Below are 18,336 nucleotides of genomic sequence, written 5' to 3'. Positions count from 1 at the left end.
GCTGATGCGGTGGGCGACGGGGCAGGCGGGCGGAGCCGCGCTGCCGGACGAGGTCTCCGTGATCGTGCTCGAGAACTCCGACCACCTGACGACGGTCATCGAGTCCGGCCTGGCCGGGCAGGACACCGTGATCTTCGTTCCCGACGGACCCGGGGACGCCGCCGGGCCGGTCGTCGTGCCGTACGAGGGCTCGGCCAGCGAGCCGGGCGCGGAGATGTCGCTCTCCGAGACGTTCTTCCTGCAGATGCAGGACTACGCCACCAGCGAGTACATGTCGGTGATCGGCCCCACCGCGATCCGGATCTTCGGCGAGGAGGACTTCGAGCTCTACCTGTCCGACGCCGACCGGGCCGCCGCCGAGGGCCACTTCGCCGAATTCCTCACCCACCCGACGGTGCGCCTCGCCGACGTGCCCGCCCTCGGCGCGGCCCCCGAGCCCGCCGGCCGCCACCCCGGGCCGAACGCAGGCTCTGGACCGGGTGCCGGCCTCGGGTCGGGCGCAGGCTCTGGATCGGTTGCGGGCCTCGGGTCGGGCGCAGGCTCTGGATCGGGCGCCGACCTAGGGTCCGACGGCCCGCGGTTGCGCCTTCACGCCGGCCCGGACGGCGAGTTGTCCACCTCCCCGACCGGCCTTCCCCTGGGCAAGGTCGGCGACGACCTGACGGTCCTGACCGCCGCGTGGACCAGGATCAACGCCGGGAGCTCGCACCCCTGCGCCGTCTGCCTCGGCGCGGCCGTCCCCGAGGAGACGCGCACCGCGGAGCTGGCCGCCCGGCCGTGGCTGGGACGTTACCTGGCGGCCCTCACCGGCATCCGGGACCTGCGCCTGCGGGGCGCCTCCGACGTGCGGGTCTCCGGCTTCGGCGGCCGGCTCTCCACCGCCCTGGAGTCCGTCGCCGCCCCGGCGGACCTCGCGCGACCTGAACTGCCGCTGCTCCTGTGGACCGACGACGCCGCCTACGTGCACCAGCAGTGGCCCGCCCGCACGTTCGAGGTGGAGCGCCGCGCGGGCGAGCTGGCCGAGACGCTGCTGGTGTGCGGCTCCATCGAGGCCGCCGCCGAGCACGACGGCCAGGCCGGGCTGGACACCGTGGCCGCCTACTTCTCCAAGGCGGGGGTGCGGCTGACATGACGCTCCAGACCGACCTGCCACACCAGGCCCGTGAGCTGGTGACCAAGCTGGGCGACCGCGCCGTCGTGTGCGACCTGTACGACAGGACGGGCTCGGCCGTCTACCACGACGTCGCCGGCACGGACACCCAGGAGGTGCGCGAGCTCATCGCCCTCGTCCGCCGCGTGCCCGGCCCGGTGCTCGACCTCGCGGCCGGCTCAGGCCGGCTGACGCTGCCGCTGCTCGCGCTGGGCCGGGAGGTGACCGCGGTCGACCTGTCGGAAGGCATGCTGGGCCTGCTGGCCGCCCGTCTGGAGGAGGCGCCGGCCCGCCTGCGCGAGCGGTGCACGCTGGTCCGGGCCGACATGAGGACCTTCTCCTCGCCGTCCCGGTTCGCCGTGATCGTGCTCGGCACCTCGTCGATCTCCCTGCTCGACGCCGAGGGCCGCGCCGCGCTGTACGGCACGGTCCGCGCGCACCTGGCGCCCGGCGGCCGGTTCGTCCTGTCGACCGTCGAGCTCGACGCCATGGACGGCCACGAGGTCGAGGTCGGCTTCGTCGGTGTCAGCGGCAGGTCGTACCGCTTCTTCGAACGCTGGAACCCCGACGCGGGACACCGTGTGGTGGCCATCTTCCCTGAAGAGCCACCGGACGGGCCATCGGATGGGCCCGTCACCGTGTGCACGAGCACCATCGCCGTGGTCCCCGCCGACCGGCTGGAGGCCGAGCTGACGCGGGCGGGTCTGGCCGTACGCTCCCGCCACGCCCTGACCGGCCCCGGCGCCAGGCACCGCGACATCCTGCTGGAAGCCGAGGTGACCGAGTGACCGCGCCCCCGTGGCCCGCGCTGTGGCCCGCGCTGATGCCGGCGGACGAGCAAGGGTGGGACGAGCTCTGCACCGTCTCCGCCGAAGGCGTACGGATCCGCTTCGCCGACGGCCGCGAGCTGCTCTGCGGCACCAGCGGGCTGTGGAACACCAACCTCGGCTACGGCAACCGCGCCATCGCCGACGCCGTCGCCAAGGCCCTCGTCGAGGCGTCCTACCTCAACGTCTTCCGCTACGAGAACGACTACGCCCGCCGGGCCGCCGCCGCCCTGGTCGAGTTGTGCGGCGCCGACCATTACGGCCGCGTCGTGTTCTCGACCTCCGGCGGCGCCGCCAACGACCTGGTGATGAAGCTCGCCCGGCAGTACCACGCGCTGGAGGGCGCCGATCGGCGCAAGCTCGTCGTCGGGCTCAAGGGCGGCTACCACGGCATGACCTTCGGCAGCTTCGCCCTGACCGGCGACGACTTCGGCCAGCGGCTCTACGGTGTGGACCAGCGGCTGATCCGGCACGTCACGCCGAACGCCGCCGACGAGCTGGCCCGGCTGCTGGAGCGCCAGGGCGGGCAGGTGGCGGCGGTCGTCGTCGAGCCGGTCCTGGGCAGCGGAGCCATCCCGCTGACCGGCGCGTACGTGGCCGAGCTGCTGCGCCTGCGCCGCGAGTACGGGTTCCTGCTGGTGGCCGACGAGGTCGCCACGGGATTCGGCCGCACCGGCAGCTTCTTCGCCTCCCAGAGCTGGCCGGAGCCGCCGGACGTGCTGATCGCCTCCAAGGGGCTCACCAACGGTGTCGCCGCCGCCGCCGTGGTGGTGGCCTCCCGGCGGGTGGCCTCCGCGTTCACCGCCGCCGGAGCGGTGCTCGCCCACGCCGAGACCCAGGCGGGGACGCCGGCCACCTGCGCCGCGATCCTGGCCACCATCGCCGAGATGCGCCGCCTGGACGCGGTGGCGCTGGGCAGGCGGGTGTCCGACCGGCTGGAGGAGGAACTGGCCGCCCTGCGCCACCCGATGGTCGCCGGGACCTCGGGGCTGGGCTGCTTCCGCGCGATCAGGCTGCGTACGCCGGACGGCGCCGAACTGCCGCAGGCCGAGGTGCCCGCCGTGGTCGCGGCGGTCCGCCGGGCCGGGGCCGTCGTGCACCCGGGCGTCAACGGCATCCAGCTCGTGCCCGCGCTCACCTACTCGGAGGCCGACCTGAGCGAGTTGTTCGGCTGTCTGCGCGCCGGCCTGTCGGCCTACAGCGGCAGGGAGGTCCCGGCATGACGCAGAGCACCCAGTGCCTGACCCGGACCATCTTCGGGTGCGACGGCCTGGCCCCGTGGCTGGCCAGAGGCTCCCGGCGGCGGGTGACCCTCCTCGCCGACCCCGGCGTGCTGGACTCCGAGATCCTCGCCCGCGTACGCCGCCAGGTGGCCAAGGCAGGACGCGAGGAGGACCTGCTCGTCCTGCCCGGCCCCGGCGACCTCGCCGGAGTCGTGGACCAGGCCGGGCGCATGGCGGGGACCGAGCTGATCGTCGGCGTCGGCGGCGGCTCCCTGCTCGACCAGGCCAAACTGCTGGCCCTGCTGCACGAGAGCCCCTCCGCGCGGGCCCGCCTGTCGGTCCCGCAGCGCAGCGGCATGATGGTGCTCCCGCAGGACACCGAGCGGGCCGTGCGGCTCGTCGCGGTCCCCACCACGCTGGGCACCGGCGCCGAGCTCAGCACGGTCGCCTGCCTGGAATATCCCCAGGGCAAACGGCTGATCTCCGGCGAGTGCCTGCGGCCCGACATCGCGGTGCTCGACCCGGTGGCCACCGACACGCTGCCGGCCGAGCTGATCTCGGAAGGCGTGCTGGAGGCGCTCTTCCGCCTGGTGAGCATGTACGCAGGCGACCACGCGGACCTGCCCACCGAGGACGCCCTGGCCGAGGCGCTGGCCGTACGGCTGGTCACGGCCGGGCACGAGGTGCGGCGGGCGCGGGGGAGCGGGCGGCCGGTGGAGCGCCCGCTGCGGCTGGAGATCGCCAAGCTGAGCGGGCTCACCCATCAGGAGTGGATCCACCTGGGCCGGGCCGCGTTCGCCAACAAGGGCTGGCTGATCGCCAACGAGGTCTCGGTCGCGCTCGGCGTACGCAAGATGCGCGCCGTCGCCGCGCTGCTGCCGCCGCTGTGGGAGGCCATCGCCGGCGGGGAGGAGCGGCTCGGGTCCGCCAGGAAGCTGGCCAGGCTCTGGTCGGTGCTGCGGGCCGTCGATCCCGACGGCCTGCCCGGCGACCCGGCCGGCGGGATGGCCGCGCTCATCGACTCGTGGCTGGTGGAGCGGCGGCTGAGCGCGGGCGAGGACACGCTCGACGCCATCGCCTCGCGCATCGTGCGCGCGTGGGGCGCCGGGCTGCCCATGCTCGGCGGCCTGACCAAGGACGAGGTACGGCGGCTGCTGGCCCAGGTGGTTCGCACACCGGAGGCCGCGACCGCCGTGAGCACCCAGGATTCCCGCGGATGACGGACCGCGGGCGAGCAGAGAGGAGAGGAGGTGTGGCGTTGGACATGACGGCGACCTCGGGCCTGACTCCCGCATTGGAGCTTGGCATGCAGGAACTCGAGTCCATGGACGCTCCCGGATTCTGGTCCGGCTTCAAGCGGGGCATCGTCGTCACGGTCGGGACGCTTGTCTTCGCCAGCGCGATCGCGAGCGCGGCGACCTGACATCAAGAGGAGACAAACATGATCGGTCTGGCGGACGCCCCGCTGGAGCTGGGAATGCAGGAACTCGAGGCCATGGACGCCCCCGGATTCTGGTCCGGTTTCAAACAGGGCATCGTCATCACCCTCGGAACGCTGGCCTTCGCCAGCGCGGTCGCCAGCGCGGCGACCTGACCTCACTTTTCCGGAGAGGAGAACAAGCACATGAACGAACTGGCCAACGCTCCGCTGGAGCTCGGTATGCAGGAGCTCGAGGCCATGGAGGCCCCCGGCTGGGGGACCTTCTGGGGAGTCGTCACCGGCGTCACCGTGGTGAGCGCCGTCGGCACTGCGGTCTCGTACGGCGTCACCGCCATCATGAGCAGCATCAGCGTGATCACCTGATCCCCCTGATGCGGCCCTCGGTCTCGAGCTTGAGATGCAGGAGCCCGAGGCGGAGGTAGCGGCATCACACCGTGCGGTGGCGGCGGCCTTCCGCCGCCACCGCCCGTCATCGACCCCCGCTCGGAAGGTGAAGAAGTGAGCAACGTGTCCACGGTGTGGTTGATCATCGCGGCCGGGATCTTCGTCGTCGCGTTCGCCCTGGTCGCGAACAGCAGCCTGGCGGGGATCACGCAGATCGTGGTGCTGGTCGTGCTCGGCATCGCCGCGCTGGCCTGCTTCGCCCTCATGGTCATGAACGCGATCGGACGGTGAGCGTGAAACTCGGCAGGAAGGAACGGGAGGTACTCGACCCGTCCATTCCCGCCCGTCCCCGGCTGGCCGACGACGTACAGGTCCACGAGCCCGCCCAGGAGGGCGCGCCGTGGATCATCCAGCGCGGTTCGGGCCGCTACCTCCGGGTGGGCGCGGACATGGCCAGGCTGGGCCGCGCGCTCGACGGAGACCGCGACCACTCCGAGCTGATGTCCGACCTCGGGCCCAAGTGGACCCCGCAGGCGCTCGGCTACGCGCTGGGCGAGTTGCAGCGGATGCACCTGCTGGACGACGGCACGCGCGGCCGGGGCCGCGGCGCACCCTGGGTGAAGTACGTTCCGCCGCTGACGTTGCAGATCACCCTGCTGCGCCCGGCACGCCTGCTGGCCTGGTGCGCGCCGCTGCTGTCCGCGCTGGCCGGCCGCTTCTGGACCATGCTGGCGGTGGTGATCGCCCTGGCCGGGCCGGTGAGCCTGGCACTGAACGGCGGCGCGCTGGCGCTGGCGCTGGGATCGCCGCTGCCGCTGGACGTCTACGCGGGAGTGGCGGCCGGCACGTACCTGGTGATGGTGCTGCACGAGCTCAGCCACGGCGCGGTCCTCAGCCACTACGGCGGGCGGCCCAGCCGGATGGGCGTCATGCTGCTCTACCTGCTGCCCGCGTTCTTCTGCGACGTCTCCGACGGCTGGCGGCTGGGGCACAAGGAGCAGCGCGTGCGGGTGGCGCTGGCGGGGATCGCGACCCAGATCGTGGTCGCGGGCGCGGCGGCTCTCGCGGCGCTGCCGACGGGCTCGGAGGCGCTGCTGGTCTTCTCCGTCGTCACGTACGCGAGCGGGCTGCTCAACCTGCTGCCCTTCGTCAAGCTCGACGGCTACCTGGCGCTGATGAGCCACCTCGACATCTCGGACCTGCGCAAGCGGGCGATGATCGACGCCCGCCGGTTCGTCACGAAGCTGCTGTTCGGCGGCTCCTACCAGGCCGAGCTACCCGGGCTGCGGTGGGCGGTGCCGTACGGGCTGGCCTGCCTGGTCTTTCCCGTCTACCTGGTCGGGGTGCTGGCGCTGTCCCTCTGGGGCGAGCTGCTGCGGGGCCTCGGCGTGGCGGGCACGCTGGCCATGCTGGTCGTCGTCCTGCTGCTGCTCGGCCGCCTGGCCTTCGGGTTCCTGCTGCGCGTGCACGAGGCGCGGACGTCGGGCGCCTCCCCATGGCGGATCGGGGCCGTGATCGCGGCGCTGGCCGCCGGGCTGACGGCCCTGCTGACGACGGTGCAGGTGCCCTACGTGATCTCGGGCGGCTACCACTACCAGCAGGGACGGCTCGAACTGGTGGTGCCGGGCGGGAACGGCGCGATCGCGCCGGGGACGGAGGTCCGGCTGCTGCGTAACGGCGTGGTCCTCCGGCCGCGGGTGGGATCGGCCGTGGTCGCCTCAGGAACGGCGTCGAGCACGACCGCCCCGGTCTCGGTGCTCCTTCCGATCCGTACAGAACAGGACCTTCCGATGACCGTGTCCGCCTACCCGCTGACCGTGCGGGAGACACCGGCGGAACGCAGCGGCGCGGCGCGGGTCGATGCCGGCGCCCTGCCACTCGGTGAGTGGCTCGTCGCGACGTACCTGCCCGGCGCCTGGTGACAGGGGGAGAGAAAGAGCGATGGAGTTCATCCAGTATCTGCAGCACTGCCCGCCGGGAGAACCCTTCTACGACATCGTCGAACAGTCCGCGGCAGCCGGGTTCACCCACACGGGGACGCCCGCTCCCGCGGACTGGAAACGCGACGAGAACACCGACTGGATCATCTTCAACGCACCGGTCGACCGGATCCAGCGGCAGGGCTGGAAGGTCCACATCTCGGCGACCCCGGAGAACGCGGAGCGGATCCTCACCGCCGTCTGGGACTACTGCGTCGCCCACCGGGTGAGCTTCAAGTTCCTCCGCTCGGAGGCGGTGCTCAGGCGGCGCAACGGCAAGTACGCCGACCGCGGCGCCGCGGGCAAGTTCGCCACCCTCTACCCGTGCGACGACGAGGAGCTGGAGCGGATACTCCACGAGCTGGGCGACCTGCTGGACGGCGAGCGGGGCCCGCACATCCTCAGCGACCTGCGCTGGCGCTCCGGCCCGCTGTACGTCCGCTACGGCGCCTTCATCGAGCGGACGATCCAGAACGAGTACGGCGAGACCGTCTACTGCCTTGAGGACCCGCAGGGCCGGCTCGTGCCCGACGTCCGCGGCCCGTCCTTCCGCCCGCCCCCGTGGGCCGAGCCCCCCGCCTGTCTGGCCGAGGCGCTGGCGGCACGCAACCGGGGAACGCTCCAGGACTTCCCCTTCCGCGCGACCAAGGCCTTCCACTTCTCCAACGGCGGCGGCGTCTACTACGCCACCGACACCAGGTCGGGCGAGGTGCTGGTGCTGAAGGAGGCCAGGCCGCTGGCCGGGCTCGACCAGGACGGGCACGACGCCGTCGCCCGGCTGGAGCGCGAGCACTGGGCCCTCGAACGGCTCGCCGGCCTGCCCTGGATCCCCCGGCTGATCGACTACCGGATCGGCCACGAGCACTACTTCCTGGCCCGCGAGCACGTCGAGGGCGAGCCGCTGGGCCGGGAGATCGCCCGCCGCAACCCGATCCTGCGGCCCGACCGCTCCGCCGCCGACTTCGCGTCCTACACCACGTGGGCGCTGCACATCCTGCGGCAGGTGGACGAGGCGGTCGCCGCGATGCACGAGCGGGGCGTGGTCTTCGGCGACCTGCACCCGGCCAACATCCTGGTCCGCGCCGACGACACCATCGCCTTCATCGACATGGAGGGCGCCATGGAGGCCGACAAGGACCTGGTCCAGACCATGGCCGCGCCCGGCTTCGTCGCACCGCCCTCCTACACCGGCGTCGCGGTGGACCGCTTCGGGCTGGGCTGCATCCGGCTGGCCGTCTTCTGCCCCATGACGGCCCTGCTGCCCTGGGGCGCCGACAAGGGCGACCAGCTCCTCGACCTGATCACCACCTACTTCCCCGTCCCTCCGGACTTCGCCGAGCAGGTACGCCGTGACCTGGGATCGGCGCCGCACTGGACCGAGCTGGTCGGCCAGCCCGCCGAGCGCCCGCCGCTGACCTGGCCGGAGCCCGGCGCGGCGGCCTGGCCGGGGCTGCGGACCGCGATCGCGGACGGCATCGCCGCCACCGCCACGCCTGAGCGTGCCGACCGGCTCTTCCCCGGAGACATCGCGCAGTTCCTCACCCCGGGCGGCGGGGTCGCCTTCGCCCACGGCGCGGCCGGTGTGCTCTGGGCGCTCGGCGAGGCCGGGGCGGACGTCCCCGCCGAGCAGGTGGACTGGCTGGTGCGCCGCTCGCGCGAGCTGACCGGGGCGCGGCCCGGGTTCTACGACGGGTTGTGCGGCATCGCCTTCGCCCTGGACCGGCTCGGCCGTACCGCCGAGGCGCTGGAGACGCTCGACCGGGCGGCCGCGACGCCGCTGGACCAGGTGCCGGGGATGGGGCTGTACTCCGGGCTGACGGGGGTCGGGCTGACGCTGCACCACTTCGGGCGCGACTGTGGCGCCGTCGCCGAGCGGCTCATCGAGCGCCTGCCGCTCAAGACCGAGGGGCCGCCGCCCGGACTGATGCACGGAGCCAGCGGGGCCGCGCTGTTGCTGCTGCGGCTCTACGCAGACACCAGGGAACCCGCGCTGCTCAGGCACGCCGAGGCCGCGCTCCGCCGCGACCTGGCGGTGATGGGCGTGGGTTCCGGCGCCCCGGCGCCGATCGGCGCGCCCTGGCGGGAGCCGGCCCTGGCGATGGGCGGGGCGGGCGTGGCCATGGTGCTGCGGCTGATGATCGAGCACTACCCCGACCCGGAGCTGCTGGAGGTCCTCGACGACCTCCACCGCGCCGTCGCCGACCACGTCGTCACCGGCGCCGGGCTGTTCACCGGCCGGGCCGGGGCCATGCTGGCGCTGGCCAGGCTGGGCGAGCGGCCGGACTCGCCCCGGCTGGCGCGCCACCTGACGCACCTGGCCTGGCACGGCGTGCCGCACGACGGCCACGTCGCCTTCATCGGGGAGCAGGCGCTGCGTCTGTCGGCCGACCTCGCCACCGGCGCGGCCGGCGTGCTCCTCGCCCTGCACACCGCCCTGGGCGACGGCCCCGGCCTCCCCTTCCTGCAATCCCCACTGACCTGCCACGACACCAGCACTTCGACACAACGGGAGATCAGATGAAACCTATGCTGAGGGCAGAGGGTCTGACGAAACGGTACGGACCCGTGCTCGCGGTCAGCAACGTGAGCTTCGCCGTGCGCTCCGGCGCGATCACCGGGTTCCTGGGGCCCAACGGGGCGGGGAAGTCGACGACGATGCGGCTCTTCCTGGGCCTGGACCGGCCGACCAGCGGCACGGCCCACATCGACGGCAAGCCGATCCACGAGTGGCCGGTGCCCGCCCGCAAGATCGGCGCGGTGCTGGACACGCAGTGCGCCCACCCTGGCCGCCGGGCCATCGACAGCGTGCGCTGGGCGGCCAGGCTCGCCGGGGCGAAGGACAACGAGGCCGAGACACTGCTGGACCGGGTGGGCCTGTCCGCGGTGGCCGGCCAGCGGGCCGGACGGTTCTCGCTGGGCATGCGGCAGCGGCTGGCGCTGGCCATCGCCCTGGTGGGCAACCCCGAGGTGGTCGTGCTTGACGAGCCGATGAACGGCCTCGACCCCGAGGGCATCACCTGGATGAAGGGGCTGCTGCGGCAGTTCAGGGACCAGGGCAGGACGGTCTTCGTCTCCAGCCACCTGCTGGCCGAGATGGAGGACATGGTCGACGACCTGGTGGTCATCGCGCAAAGCAAGATCGTCGGCGCCGGCGCGGCGCAGGCGTTCATCCAGCGCTTCCAGACGCAGACGGTCAGCGTCCAGTGCGACAACCCGCAGGCGCTCGGCGCCGCCATCACCAACGCCGGCGGCCGGCTCATCAGCGTGGCCGACGCGCAGCGCCTCCAGGTCACCGGGCTCGAACCGGACCTGGTGGGACAGCTGGCGAAGAGCACCGGCGTCGCGATCTACGAGCTCCGCGAGGAGCGGAGCCTGCTCAAGGCATTCAACCAGGCGACGGCCGAGAAGGCCGGGATCAAGGGAGAGGTGGGCTGAACCGTGGGTTTCGCCGATCTGTGGTCCGCAGAGATCATCAAGTTCCGTACGCTCCGCAGCTACCTGATCACCGCGGTCGCGGCCATCCTGGTGGCCGGGATCGGGGGCGCCATCGTGGGCGGCGCACTCGACGACCAGGGCAACGTGCCCGGTCTGGGCACCTCGATCCAGGTCATCACACTGCCCATGGAGGTGGTGATCTACGCCATGCTGGTGCTGGGCGTGCTGATGGCCACCGGCGACATGCGCAGCGGCACCTTCCGCATCACCTCGATCATGGCTCCGTGGCGCAACCGCGTCGTGGCCGCGAAGTTCTCGGCGGCGGCGGCCATCGCGCTGGTCATCACGATCGTCGCGCTGGCCGCGGCCTGGGTGGGCGGGCTGATCACCGGAGGCAGCCGGTTCTCGCCCCTGGCCGGCGACGGCACCATGCTCATCATCACGCACCTGGTGGCCGTGCCGCTGGCGACCGTGCTGGGCACGGCCGTCGGCATGCTGCTCAGGAACACGGCGGGCGCCATCTCCGCGCTGCTGATCTGGGCGCTGGCCGTCGAGGCGGTGCTGGTCTACACGATTCCGCCGGAGGTGGTGGCGTTCCTGCCGTTCAAGACGGTCGGCGCCGCCGCGGCCAACCTCAGCCTGGGAGCTCTGCCAGGACTGGGGATGTTCACCTTGTACGTGGCGATCGCGGCGGGCCTGGCGGTGTACGTCCACCAGCGCCGTGACCTCGGCTGACCGTCACCGGGCCGCGGTGCCTCACCCGAGGTCCCGCGGCCCCAGGGCCGCTCCCCAGTGTTGACACCATGTTGACCATGGTGTTTACATGTGCCCAAGCTAACTACTTTTTTGTGTAATTGCACTGACACGGGGAATTACGGCGGGTTTGGTGGGTATTAGCGCTCCAAGCTCCCCGTCTCAGAGGAAGTGGGGTCGCGTCGCGCATGAGACCGATTCTGCAGGCGGAGAACCTCACCAAACGATTCGGCTCACTCGCCGCCCTGAGAAACGTGAGCTTCTCGGTGCGGGCCGGCGCCATCACCGGCTTTCTCGGGCCCAACGGCGCGGGCAAAACAACGACGCTCCGCCTTTTCCTCGAACTCGTCCGTCCCACCTGCGGTGCCGCGCTCATCGACGGCAAACCCCTGCACGAATGGCCGATCCCCGGCCGCAAGGTCGGCGCGGTGCTGGACGGCCATTGCGCGCACCCCGGCCGCCGGGCCGTCGACACCGTACGCCTGGCCGCCCGGCTGGCCGGCGCCGGAGCCGACGCCGAGGAACTCCTGGACCAGGTCGGCCTCGCCGACGTGGCCGGCCAGCGCACCGGCGCCTTCTCCCGCGGCATGCTGCAGCGACTCGCGCTGGCCATCGCGCTGGCCGGCGACCCGGAGATCGTGATCCTGGACGAGCCCATGAACGGCCTCGACCCCGAGGGCATCGCCTGGATCAAGGACGTCCTGCGCGGTCTGCGCGGCCAGGGGCGCACCGTCTTCATCTCCAGCCACCTGCTGGCCGAGCTGGAGGACCTGGTGGACGACCTGGTGGTGATCGCGCAGGGTGAGGTCGTGGGCAGCGGCTCGGCCGCGGCCTTCGTCGACCGGTTCCAGCCGCAGACCGTCAGCGTCCTGTCCGACCAGCCTCAGGCGCTCGCCACCGCGGTGACCGGCGCCGGCGGTCAGGTCCTGGACATCAACGGCCAGCGCGTCCTGATCAGCGGCCTGGCCTCGGCCCAGCTCGGCGAGATCGCCCGTGACGCCGGCATCGCGCTGTTCGCCCTCACCGAGGAACGCGGCCTCCACATGGCCTTCACCATCGCCACCAACCTCGGAACCGAACCGCTCCTCGACACCGAGCAGGAGTGAGCCCGGCGCGACGGGCGCAGGGCTAACTGGCGCGGGTGCCCAGGCCGCTGCCGTTGATGAAGGCGCGGGCCAGTTTCGCGCGGCGTGCCGTGCGTTCCATCCCCGAGACGCGGGCGATCTCCTCGGCGGTCGCCAGGTCGTCGTAGGCGGCCTGGGGGTCGCCCAGGAGGATCCGGGTCGTCCCGAGGTCGAGCAGGATGTCGGACAGCACCACCCGGTCGCCGATGTGGATGGCGATCTCCAGTGCCTCGATCAGCTCAGGGCAGGCCTTCTCCGGTGTGCCCGCCCTGGTCGCGTGCATGGCCACGGCGCGCCGGATGCGGGCCTCGCTGCGCAGGCTCCCCGCCTCCCTGCACAGGCCGAGCGCCCGGTCCAGGCAGCTCTGCGAGCCGGCCTCGTCGCCGGTGCTGTGCAGCACCGTCGCCAGCCCCACCAGGGCCTCGGCCTCGGCGATCACGTCTCCGCTGCCGTGCAGCGCCGCGGCGGCCTCCTCGTAGGTCTCCCGCGCCGTGGCCGCCGTGCGGTACATCCGGTCGAGGTCGCCGATCAGGTTCAGGGTCAGCCCCCGGCCCTGCTCGTCGCCCAGCCGCCGGAAGAGCGTCAGCGCCTCCTGCAGCTGCCTGGCCGCGCCCACGTGGTCGCCCACCAGCAGCGAACGGTAGCCCAGCGAGTACGTCAGCACGGCCTGGCCGCGCTCGTTCCCCGCCCGCAGGACACTGGCCAGGGCGACCTGGTGCGACTCCAGCCACTCGTCGAAGTGGGCGCCGCCCTCGAAGATCGCCAGCGGCGCCACGGCCAGCTCCCAGCAGGTCTCGGGCATGGCCGCGGCCCGTCGCACCAGGGCCAGGTGGGCGCCGATGTTCTCCTCGAACCAGGCGGATCCCTGCCCCATCCAGGCCCGCGCGCCGGCGGGCCGGAAGCGGGGGGCGCCGCCGCGCGGGATGGAGTCGTCCTTGCCGCGCATCGACTCGTGGGCGGCGTCGGTCAGGGCCAGCCAGCTCCCGAAGGCACGCTCAACGGCCGCGGCCAGGTCATGCTCGTCGTCCTCCGCCCGGGCGCGGGCGTCGCCGAAGCCGAGCATCAGCTCGTGACAGCGGTAGCGCTCCCCGCCGGGAAGGGGCGTGACGAAATGGGTTTCAGCCAGCTCCTCCAGCAGGTTCTCCGCCGTGCCCACGGGGACGTCGGCGAGCGCGGCGGCGGTCGTGGGGGTGATCTCCGGGATGCCGTGGAAGCCGATCCTGCGGACGAGCGAGCGCGGCGCCTCGGGCAGCGCGCGGTAGCCGTTCAGCAGGGTGGACATGATGCCCATGCCGCCGTGCCGCAGCTCGCCGATGATCCTCGATGGCTCGGCCAGGCGGTCGGCCAGGCGCCGCAGGCTGAGCTGCGGCCGGGCGGCCAGCTTCGCCGCCACGATGTTCAGGGCCGCGGGCAGGCCCGCGCACAGCTCCACGATCTGGTCGGCCGCCGCGGGCTCGGCCCGCATCCGCCGAAGCCCGGCCCCCGTCGCCAGCAGTGCCCTGGCGGCGACGGCGCCCAGCGCGGAGACGGTCACCGTGGCGGCGTCGCGGGGGAGCGCCAGCGGGGAGCCGCTGGTCACGAGCACGGCCGAGCCGGAGCGCCCGGGCAGGAACGGCAGCACCCGCCCCGCGTCGGTCACGCCGTCGAGCACGATGAGCACCCGGCGCACCGCCAGGACGCTGCGCAGCAGCGCGGCACGCGCCCCCGCGCCCTCCGGGATCTCGCCGGCCGCCACACCGAGCGCGGCCAGGAAACCCGCCAGCACCCCGGCCGGGTCGCGCAGGTCGTCGGCGAATAACTGCCCGTCGGGGAAGCTGTCGGACACCTGGTGCGCGGCCTCCAGCCCCAGAGCGGTCTTGCCGACGCCGGCCGAGCCGGTGACCACCACGAGCGAGGACCTCGCCCGCTCGGTCAGCTCCTCGACGATCTCTCGCAGCTCGGCGTCGCGCCCCGGCAGCACGCCCGGGCGGGCGGGAAGCTGCCGCGGCACGTCCGCGTCCAGGTCCTCCGAGTCCAGCGCCATGTCCTGGCGCAGGATCCGCAGCCGCAGGTCGCGCAGCGCGGGGCTGGGATCGGTGCCCAGCTCGGCGCGCAGCCACTCCTCCAGGTCGGCGAAGACCTGGAGCGCCTCGCTGGCCCGGTGCGAGCGGTAGAGGGCGATCATGAGCTGCGCGTGGAAACGTTCCTTCAGCGGGTGCTGGTCCGTCAGGTGCTGGAGTTCCGCGATCAGCTCGCGGTGCCGCCCGAGCACCAGGCAGGCGTCGATGCGGGCCTCGACGGCGGCCAGCCGCCGCTCGTCCCAGACCGTCGCCTCCGCCAGGAACGCCTCGCTGTCCAGGCCGGACAGCGCCGGGCCCCGCCACAGCTCGAGGGCCGCGCCCAGGGTCTCGGCGGCCTCGGCGTGCTCCCCTTCGCCGGCCTGCCGGACGGCCTGGTCGTACAGGCGCGTGAAGCGGAGGGCGTCGATGTCGTCGTCGGCGGCTTCGAGGCGGTAGACGTTGTCCTGCACGTCGATCGTGACGCCGCTGCGCCGGAGCTCGCCGACCCCGCGATGCACCTGGTTCCTGGCGCTCTTGGCCGGCGTGTCGCCGTAGATCGCGTCGATGAGCTCCTCGACGGACGCCGAGTGTCCCGGGCTCAGCAGCAGGTGGGCCAGCACCGCTCGCGACCTGCGGGTGGCCAGTCTGATTTCGGTTCCTTCTCGCCAGATTGCCGGTTGCCCCAGGATTCCGAAGTGCATCAACCGCACCTGCCCCCTTTGCCGCTCCTCGATCATCTCTCGCACGGACGACTCTGTCATCGTGCGCGGGCGTCTCAACCGTGGCCGTCACAAGTGTGACGACACTGACTTGCAACCCACTTTCGGATTGCCATAAATTTGGAGATCTTGACAAGAGGGCTGGGCTATTTATCCCTCAATATACGAAAAATCCCCTTTTGCCGCATTATCTGCATGATAGATGTCACATCGCTTCGATGACATAGGCTCCTACCGGGGAAAACGCCACGGAGTAAGACTCCTGGTATGTCTACCGCGTCGCCGATCAGCGTTTTACTCGCCGCCGACGAACAGACCCGGCGAGTGCTGGCCGCCCTGCTCGCCATGGAGGAGGGCATCGACGTGGTGGCGGAAGCCGGCCACGGAGACGAGATCGCCGAGGCGGTCGGTCGGCATCGGCCCGACGTGGCCGTGCTCGACGCCGAGCTGACCGGCGTGGACGGCCTGGCCTACGCTCCGCGGATCGGCGACCACTGCGCGATCGTGGTCCTGACCAGCATCGGGCGGCCGGGATACCTGCGCAGGGCGATGGCCGTGGGAGTCAGGGGCTTCCTCGGGAAGGAGGCGCCGGCCGAGGAGCTGGCCGCGGCGATCCGCAAGGTCGCCGCCGGCGGCCGCTACCTCGACACCGAGCTCTCCTCCGCCTCCATGGCCACCGAGGAGGCCGTGCGCACCGCGCGGCAGGGCCGGTTGTGACGCAATCGACGACCGAAACGTACCGATCGCGAACGGGTGGATCATGCACGGCGAGGACGACGAGGTCACGGTGGAAGTGAACGGAGAACAAGTCGGCGTGGATCCGGACGCCACGCGCACCATACGCTTCCCTCCGCCGAAACTGTCCAAGGGGGTGGACCGTCCGCCGCCGGAGCCTCCCCAGTGGTGGGAGCCGGACGCGGACGACGACAGGGGGACCGGGCAGCCCGCCGCGAGCGACCCTCCCGCGCGTCCCGGTGGGAAGGGCCGCCCCACCGTGGGGCCGCCGCCCGGCCCGATCCAGCCACCGGCCGGGCTGAACGCCTTCCAGACACCCCCGAACCTGCTCGGGCGACCGGCTTGGGAGTCCGCCGCGCCCGACGTGCCGGTGTTCCCGCCGCCCCGCAACGGCGCCCTGCCTCCGAGCGGCGGCCCCGGAGCTCCCGCTTTCCCGCGCCCTTCGAGTGGCGGCCCCGGAGCTCCCGTCTTCCCCCCGCCTTCGAGCGGCGGCCCCGAGGCTCCGGTCTTTCCCCCGCCCGGGGCTCCGGTCTTCCCGTTGCCCGCGAGCGCCGGGCCTGAGCCACCGGCCTTCCCGCCGCCCGGCCACACCGGTCACACCGGTCACACCGGGCCGCAGCCGTACGACGCCGCACCCCCGCCCGCCGGGGCCGAGAGCCCGGCGCAGGCGTCCGGGACGACCTCGGACAGCCTGCGCCCCGACCGGCTGCTGCGCACCCGCCGCCGCCCGCCCGCCGGCGGCTGGCGCAGGGCCGTCTTCACGCTGACCGGCGGCCTCATCCGCCCAGGGGACTCCAAGGCGGAACGCCGCCGCCAGGAGCTGATCGAGCGCATCAGGCAGCCGGTCACCCAGGGCCACTTCAGGGTCGCGGTGATGAGCCTCAAAGGCGGCGTCGGCAAGACCACCACCACCATCGGCCTCGGCTCGACCCTCGCCCACCAGCGCGGCGACCGGGTCATCGCCGTCGACGCCAACCCCGACCGCGGCACGCTGTCGGAGAAGCTCAGGATGGAGTCGCCGGCCACCGTGCGGCACCTGCTCAACGACAGGGCCGGCCTCTGGCGCTACGCCGACGTGCGCTCGTACACCTCGCAGGCCCCCTCGCGGCTGGAGGTGCTGGCCTCGGACCGGGACCCGGCCATCTCGGAGGCGTTCAACGCCGACGACTACCGCGCGGTCGCGCAGATCCTTGAGCAGTTCTACTCGATCGCCATCACCGACTGCGGCACCGGCATGTTGCACTCGGCGATGGGCGCGATCCTGGACATGGCCGACCAGATCGTCCTGGTCAGCCCGGTCACCGTGGACGGCGCCAGATCGGCCTCCGCCACCCTCGACTGGCTGCAGGCCCACGGACACCAGGACCTGGCCGTCAGCGCCGTCGTGGTGCTGTCGGCCGTGAAGAACCAGCGCAGGAACGCCGTCAACGTCGCCGAGCTGGAGGAGCACTTCACCAAACGCTGCCGGGCGGTGATCGGCGTGCCGTTCGACCCGCACCTGGAGCAGGGCTCCGAGGTGGACCTCGACCTGATGCGCACCTCCACCAGGGACATGTACCTGGAGGTTGGCGCCACGATCGCGGATCGCTTCAACCCCGGGGCGCTGTCATGACGGCCCTGCTCACCGTCACCGACCTGTCCCTGTCGCCGGTGCTGGAGGAGGTGTCGTTCACCGTCGAGCGCGGCGAGGTCGTCTGCGTGGTCGGCCCGCCGGGCAACGGCGCGACGGCGCTGATCGAGTGCCTGGCCGGCGGGACGGAGCCGGACGCGGGCCACATCGAGATGCTCGGCGCGACGGTCGGGCCGGGCGACCGGCGGCCCGCCGGGATGGCCGCCGCCCTGCGCGGGGAGCGGCTCCCGGACCGGATGAGGATCGGCGACGCCGTACGGCTCTTCTCCCGCCTGTACGGCACGCGCGGCCTGTCCGGCCGCCTGATCGACCTGCTGGACCTGGAGCCGCTGATGCCCAAGCGCTTCGGCGGCCTGACCGACGGCCAGCGCAGGCGGGCCATGATCGGCCTGGCACTCGTGGGAAATCCCGAGCTGACGCTGCTCGACGAGCCCACCGCCGGGCTCAGGGAGGGCAGCAGGAACCGCATCGAGGCGACGATCGACGAGCTGCGCGCCGGCTACGGCGGGGTGTGCGTGCTGCTCGACGACCTCGCCCAGGCCGAGCGGCTGGCCGACCGGGTGGTGCTGCTGCGCGAGGGCCGCATCCTGGCCGAGGGGGCTCCCTCCCGGCTGATCGGGCTGCTCGGCTCCGTCCACGTGCTGAGCGTGCCTCCGCACCTGCGGGTGGACCGGCTCTCCGAAGTGCGCGTGCTGCCCTGCGCCGCCGCGACCTACCTGTACGGCCCGCGCCCGGCGCTGGAGGCGGCCGTCCAGGAGTTGGCGCCGATGAGCGGTGACCGGGTCTGGTCGATCCGCCGGCCCACGCTCAGGGACGCCTACCTGACGCTGTCGGCCGTACCTGATCCTCCTGAGCCTGATCCTTTCGGGTCCGAACCCGCCGCTCTGGAGGCATGAG

The 18,336-nt window shown here is 72.5% G+C and carries 17 protein-coding genes; 16 read left to right on the top strand and 1 reads right to left on the bottom strand.

The window, feature by feature from the left end; genetic code table 11:
• The first annotated feature begins 4 nt into the window (after positions 1-4).
• The 13 genes from mpaB (at position 5) to ACFPZ3_RS28385 (ending at position 12,298) form a co-directional block, all read left to right on the top strand.
• Positions 5-1,132, top strand: coding sequence for a daptide biosynthesis RiPP recognition protein (gene mpaB, locus ACFPZ3_RS28445; RefSeq protein ID WP_379517310.1), 1,128 nt, complete (start codon positions 5-7; stop codon positions 1,130-1,132).
• Entirely contained in the window at positions 1,129-1,938 is an 810-nt protein-coding gene (gene mpaM, locus ACFPZ3_RS28440) for a daptide-type RiPP biosynthesis methyltransferase (RefSeq protein WP_379517309.1), read from the top strand. Before mpaB ends, mpaM begins: the two co-directional genes overlap by 4 nt.
• Positions 1,935-3,200: a daptide-type RiPP biosynthesis aminotransferase gene (gene mpaD / locus ACFPZ3_RS28435; protein ID WP_379517308.1), complete on the top strand. Its 1,266-nt coding sequence runs from the start codon at positions 1,935-1,937 to the stop codon at positions 3,198-3,200. The genes mpaM and mpaD overlap by 4 nt, the downstream gene beginning before the upstream one ends.
• Entirely contained in the window at positions 3,197-4,420 is a 1,224-nt protein-coding gene (gene mpaC, locus ACFPZ3_RS28430) for a daptide-type RiPP biosynthesis dehydogenase (protein ID WP_379517307.1), read from the top strand. The genes mpaD and mpaC overlap by 4 nt, the downstream gene beginning before the upstream one ends.
• Positions 4,421-4,452: 32 nt before the next feature.
• A complete protein-coding gene (locus tag ACFPZ3_RS28425; protein ID WP_379517306.1) occupies positions 4,453-4,623 on the top strand; it encodes a daptide-type RiPP in 171 nt (56 codons plus the stop codon).
• Positions 4,624-4,641: 18 nt separating this feature from the next.
• The gene (locus tag ACFPZ3_RS28420; protein ID WP_379517305.1) at positions 4,642-4,794 is read left to right on the top strand and encodes a daptide-type RiPP; all 153 of its coding nucleotides are present in this window, start codon (positions 4,642-4,644) and stop codon (positions 4,792-4,794) included.
• A gap of 30 nt (positions 4,795-4,824) precedes the next feature.
• The gene (locus tag ACFPZ3_RS28415; RefSeq protein WP_379517304.1) at positions 4,825-5,004 is read left to right on the top strand and encodes a daptide-type RiPP; all 180 of its coding nucleotides are present in this window, start codon (positions 4,825-4,827) and stop codon (positions 5,002-5,004) included.
• A gap of 135 nt (positions 5,005-5,139) precedes the next feature.
• A complete protein-coding gene (locus tag ACFPZ3_RS28410; RefSeq protein ID WP_379517303.1) occupies positions 5,140-5,316 on the top strand; it encodes a hypothetical protein in 177 nt (58 codons plus the stop codon).
• Positions 5,313-6,947: a daptide biosynthesis intramembrane metalloprotease gene (gene mpaP / locus ACFPZ3_RS28405; RefSeq protein ID WP_379517302.1), complete on the top strand. Its 1,635-nt coding sequence runs from the start codon at positions 5,313-5,315 to the stop codon at positions 6,945-6,947. Before ACFPZ3_RS28410 ends, mpaP begins: the two co-directional genes overlap by 4 nt.
• A gap of 19 nt (positions 6,948-6,966) precedes the next feature.
• Positions 6,967-9,525: a class III lanthionine synthetase LanKC gene (gene lanKC, locus ACFPZ3_RS28400; protein WP_379517301.1), complete on the top strand. Its 2,559-nt coding sequence runs from the start codon at positions 6,967-6,969 to the stop codon at positions 9,523-9,525.
• Positions 9,522-10,439, top strand: coding sequence for an ABC transporter ATP-binding protein (locus ACFPZ3_RS28395; protein WP_379517300.1), 918 nt, complete (start codon positions 9,522-9,524; stop codon positions 10,437-10,439). The genes lanKC and ACFPZ3_RS28395 overlap by 4 nt, the downstream gene beginning before the upstream one ends.
• A gap of 3 nt (positions 10,440-10,442) precedes the next feature.
• Positions 10,443-11,174 carry a hypothetical protein gene (locus ACFPZ3_RS28390; protein ID WP_379517299.1) on the top strand — a complete coding sequence of 244 codons (732 nt, stop codon included), beginning with the start codon at positions 10,443-10,445 and terminating at the stop codon, positions 11,172-11,174.
• A gap of 206 nt (positions 11,175-11,380) precedes the next feature.
• Positions 11,381-12,298: an ABC transporter ATP-binding protein gene (locus tag ACFPZ3_RS28385; protein WP_379517298.1), complete on the top strand. Its 918-nt coding sequence runs from the start codon at positions 11,381-11,383 to the stop codon at positions 12,296-12,298.
• 22 nt (positions 12,299-12,320) lie between these two features.
• Here ACFPZ3_RS28385 and ACFPZ3_RS28380 read toward each other — a convergent pair whose 3' ends face one another.
• A complete protein-coding gene (locus tag ACFPZ3_RS28380; RefSeq protein ID WP_379517297.1) occupies positions 12,321-15,056 on the bottom strand; it encodes an AfsR/SARP family transcriptional regulator in 2,736 nt (911 codons plus the stop codon).
• Between the two features lie 285 nt (positions 15,057-15,341).
• Between ACFPZ3_RS28380 and ACFPZ3_RS28375 the strand changes: the two genes are divergently transcribed.
• Genes ACFPZ3_RS28375 through ACFPZ3_RS28365 form a run of 3 tightly spaced genes read left to right on the top strand, consistent with a single transcriptional unit; the run spans position 15,342 to position 18,335 of the window.
• A complete protein-coding gene (locus ACFPZ3_RS28375; protein ID WP_379517296.1) occupies positions 15,342-15,791 on the top strand; it encodes a response regulator in 450 nt (149 codons plus the stop codon).
• Between the two features lie 43 nt (positions 15,792-15,834).
• Complete coding sequence (locus tag ACFPZ3_RS28370) at positions 15,835-17,421, top strand: MinD/ParA family ATP-binding protein (protein WP_379517295.1); 1,587 nt, start codon at positions 15,835-15,837, stop codon at positions 17,419-17,421.
• Positions 17,418-18,335 (top strand): ATP-binding cassette domain-containing protein, encoded by a 918-nt coding sequence (locus tag ACFPZ3_RS28365; RefSeq protein WP_379517294.1) that lies wholly within the window; start codon positions 17,418-17,420, stop codon positions 18,333-18,335. Before ACFPZ3_RS28370 ends, ACFPZ3_RS28365 begins: the two co-directional genes overlap by 4 nt.
• Position 18,336 lies beyond the last annotated feature (1 nt).

It is taken from the genome of Nonomuraea insulae, from assembly GCF_042656245.1.
This window is presented reverse-complemented; position numbering and strand designations above follow the sequence as displayed.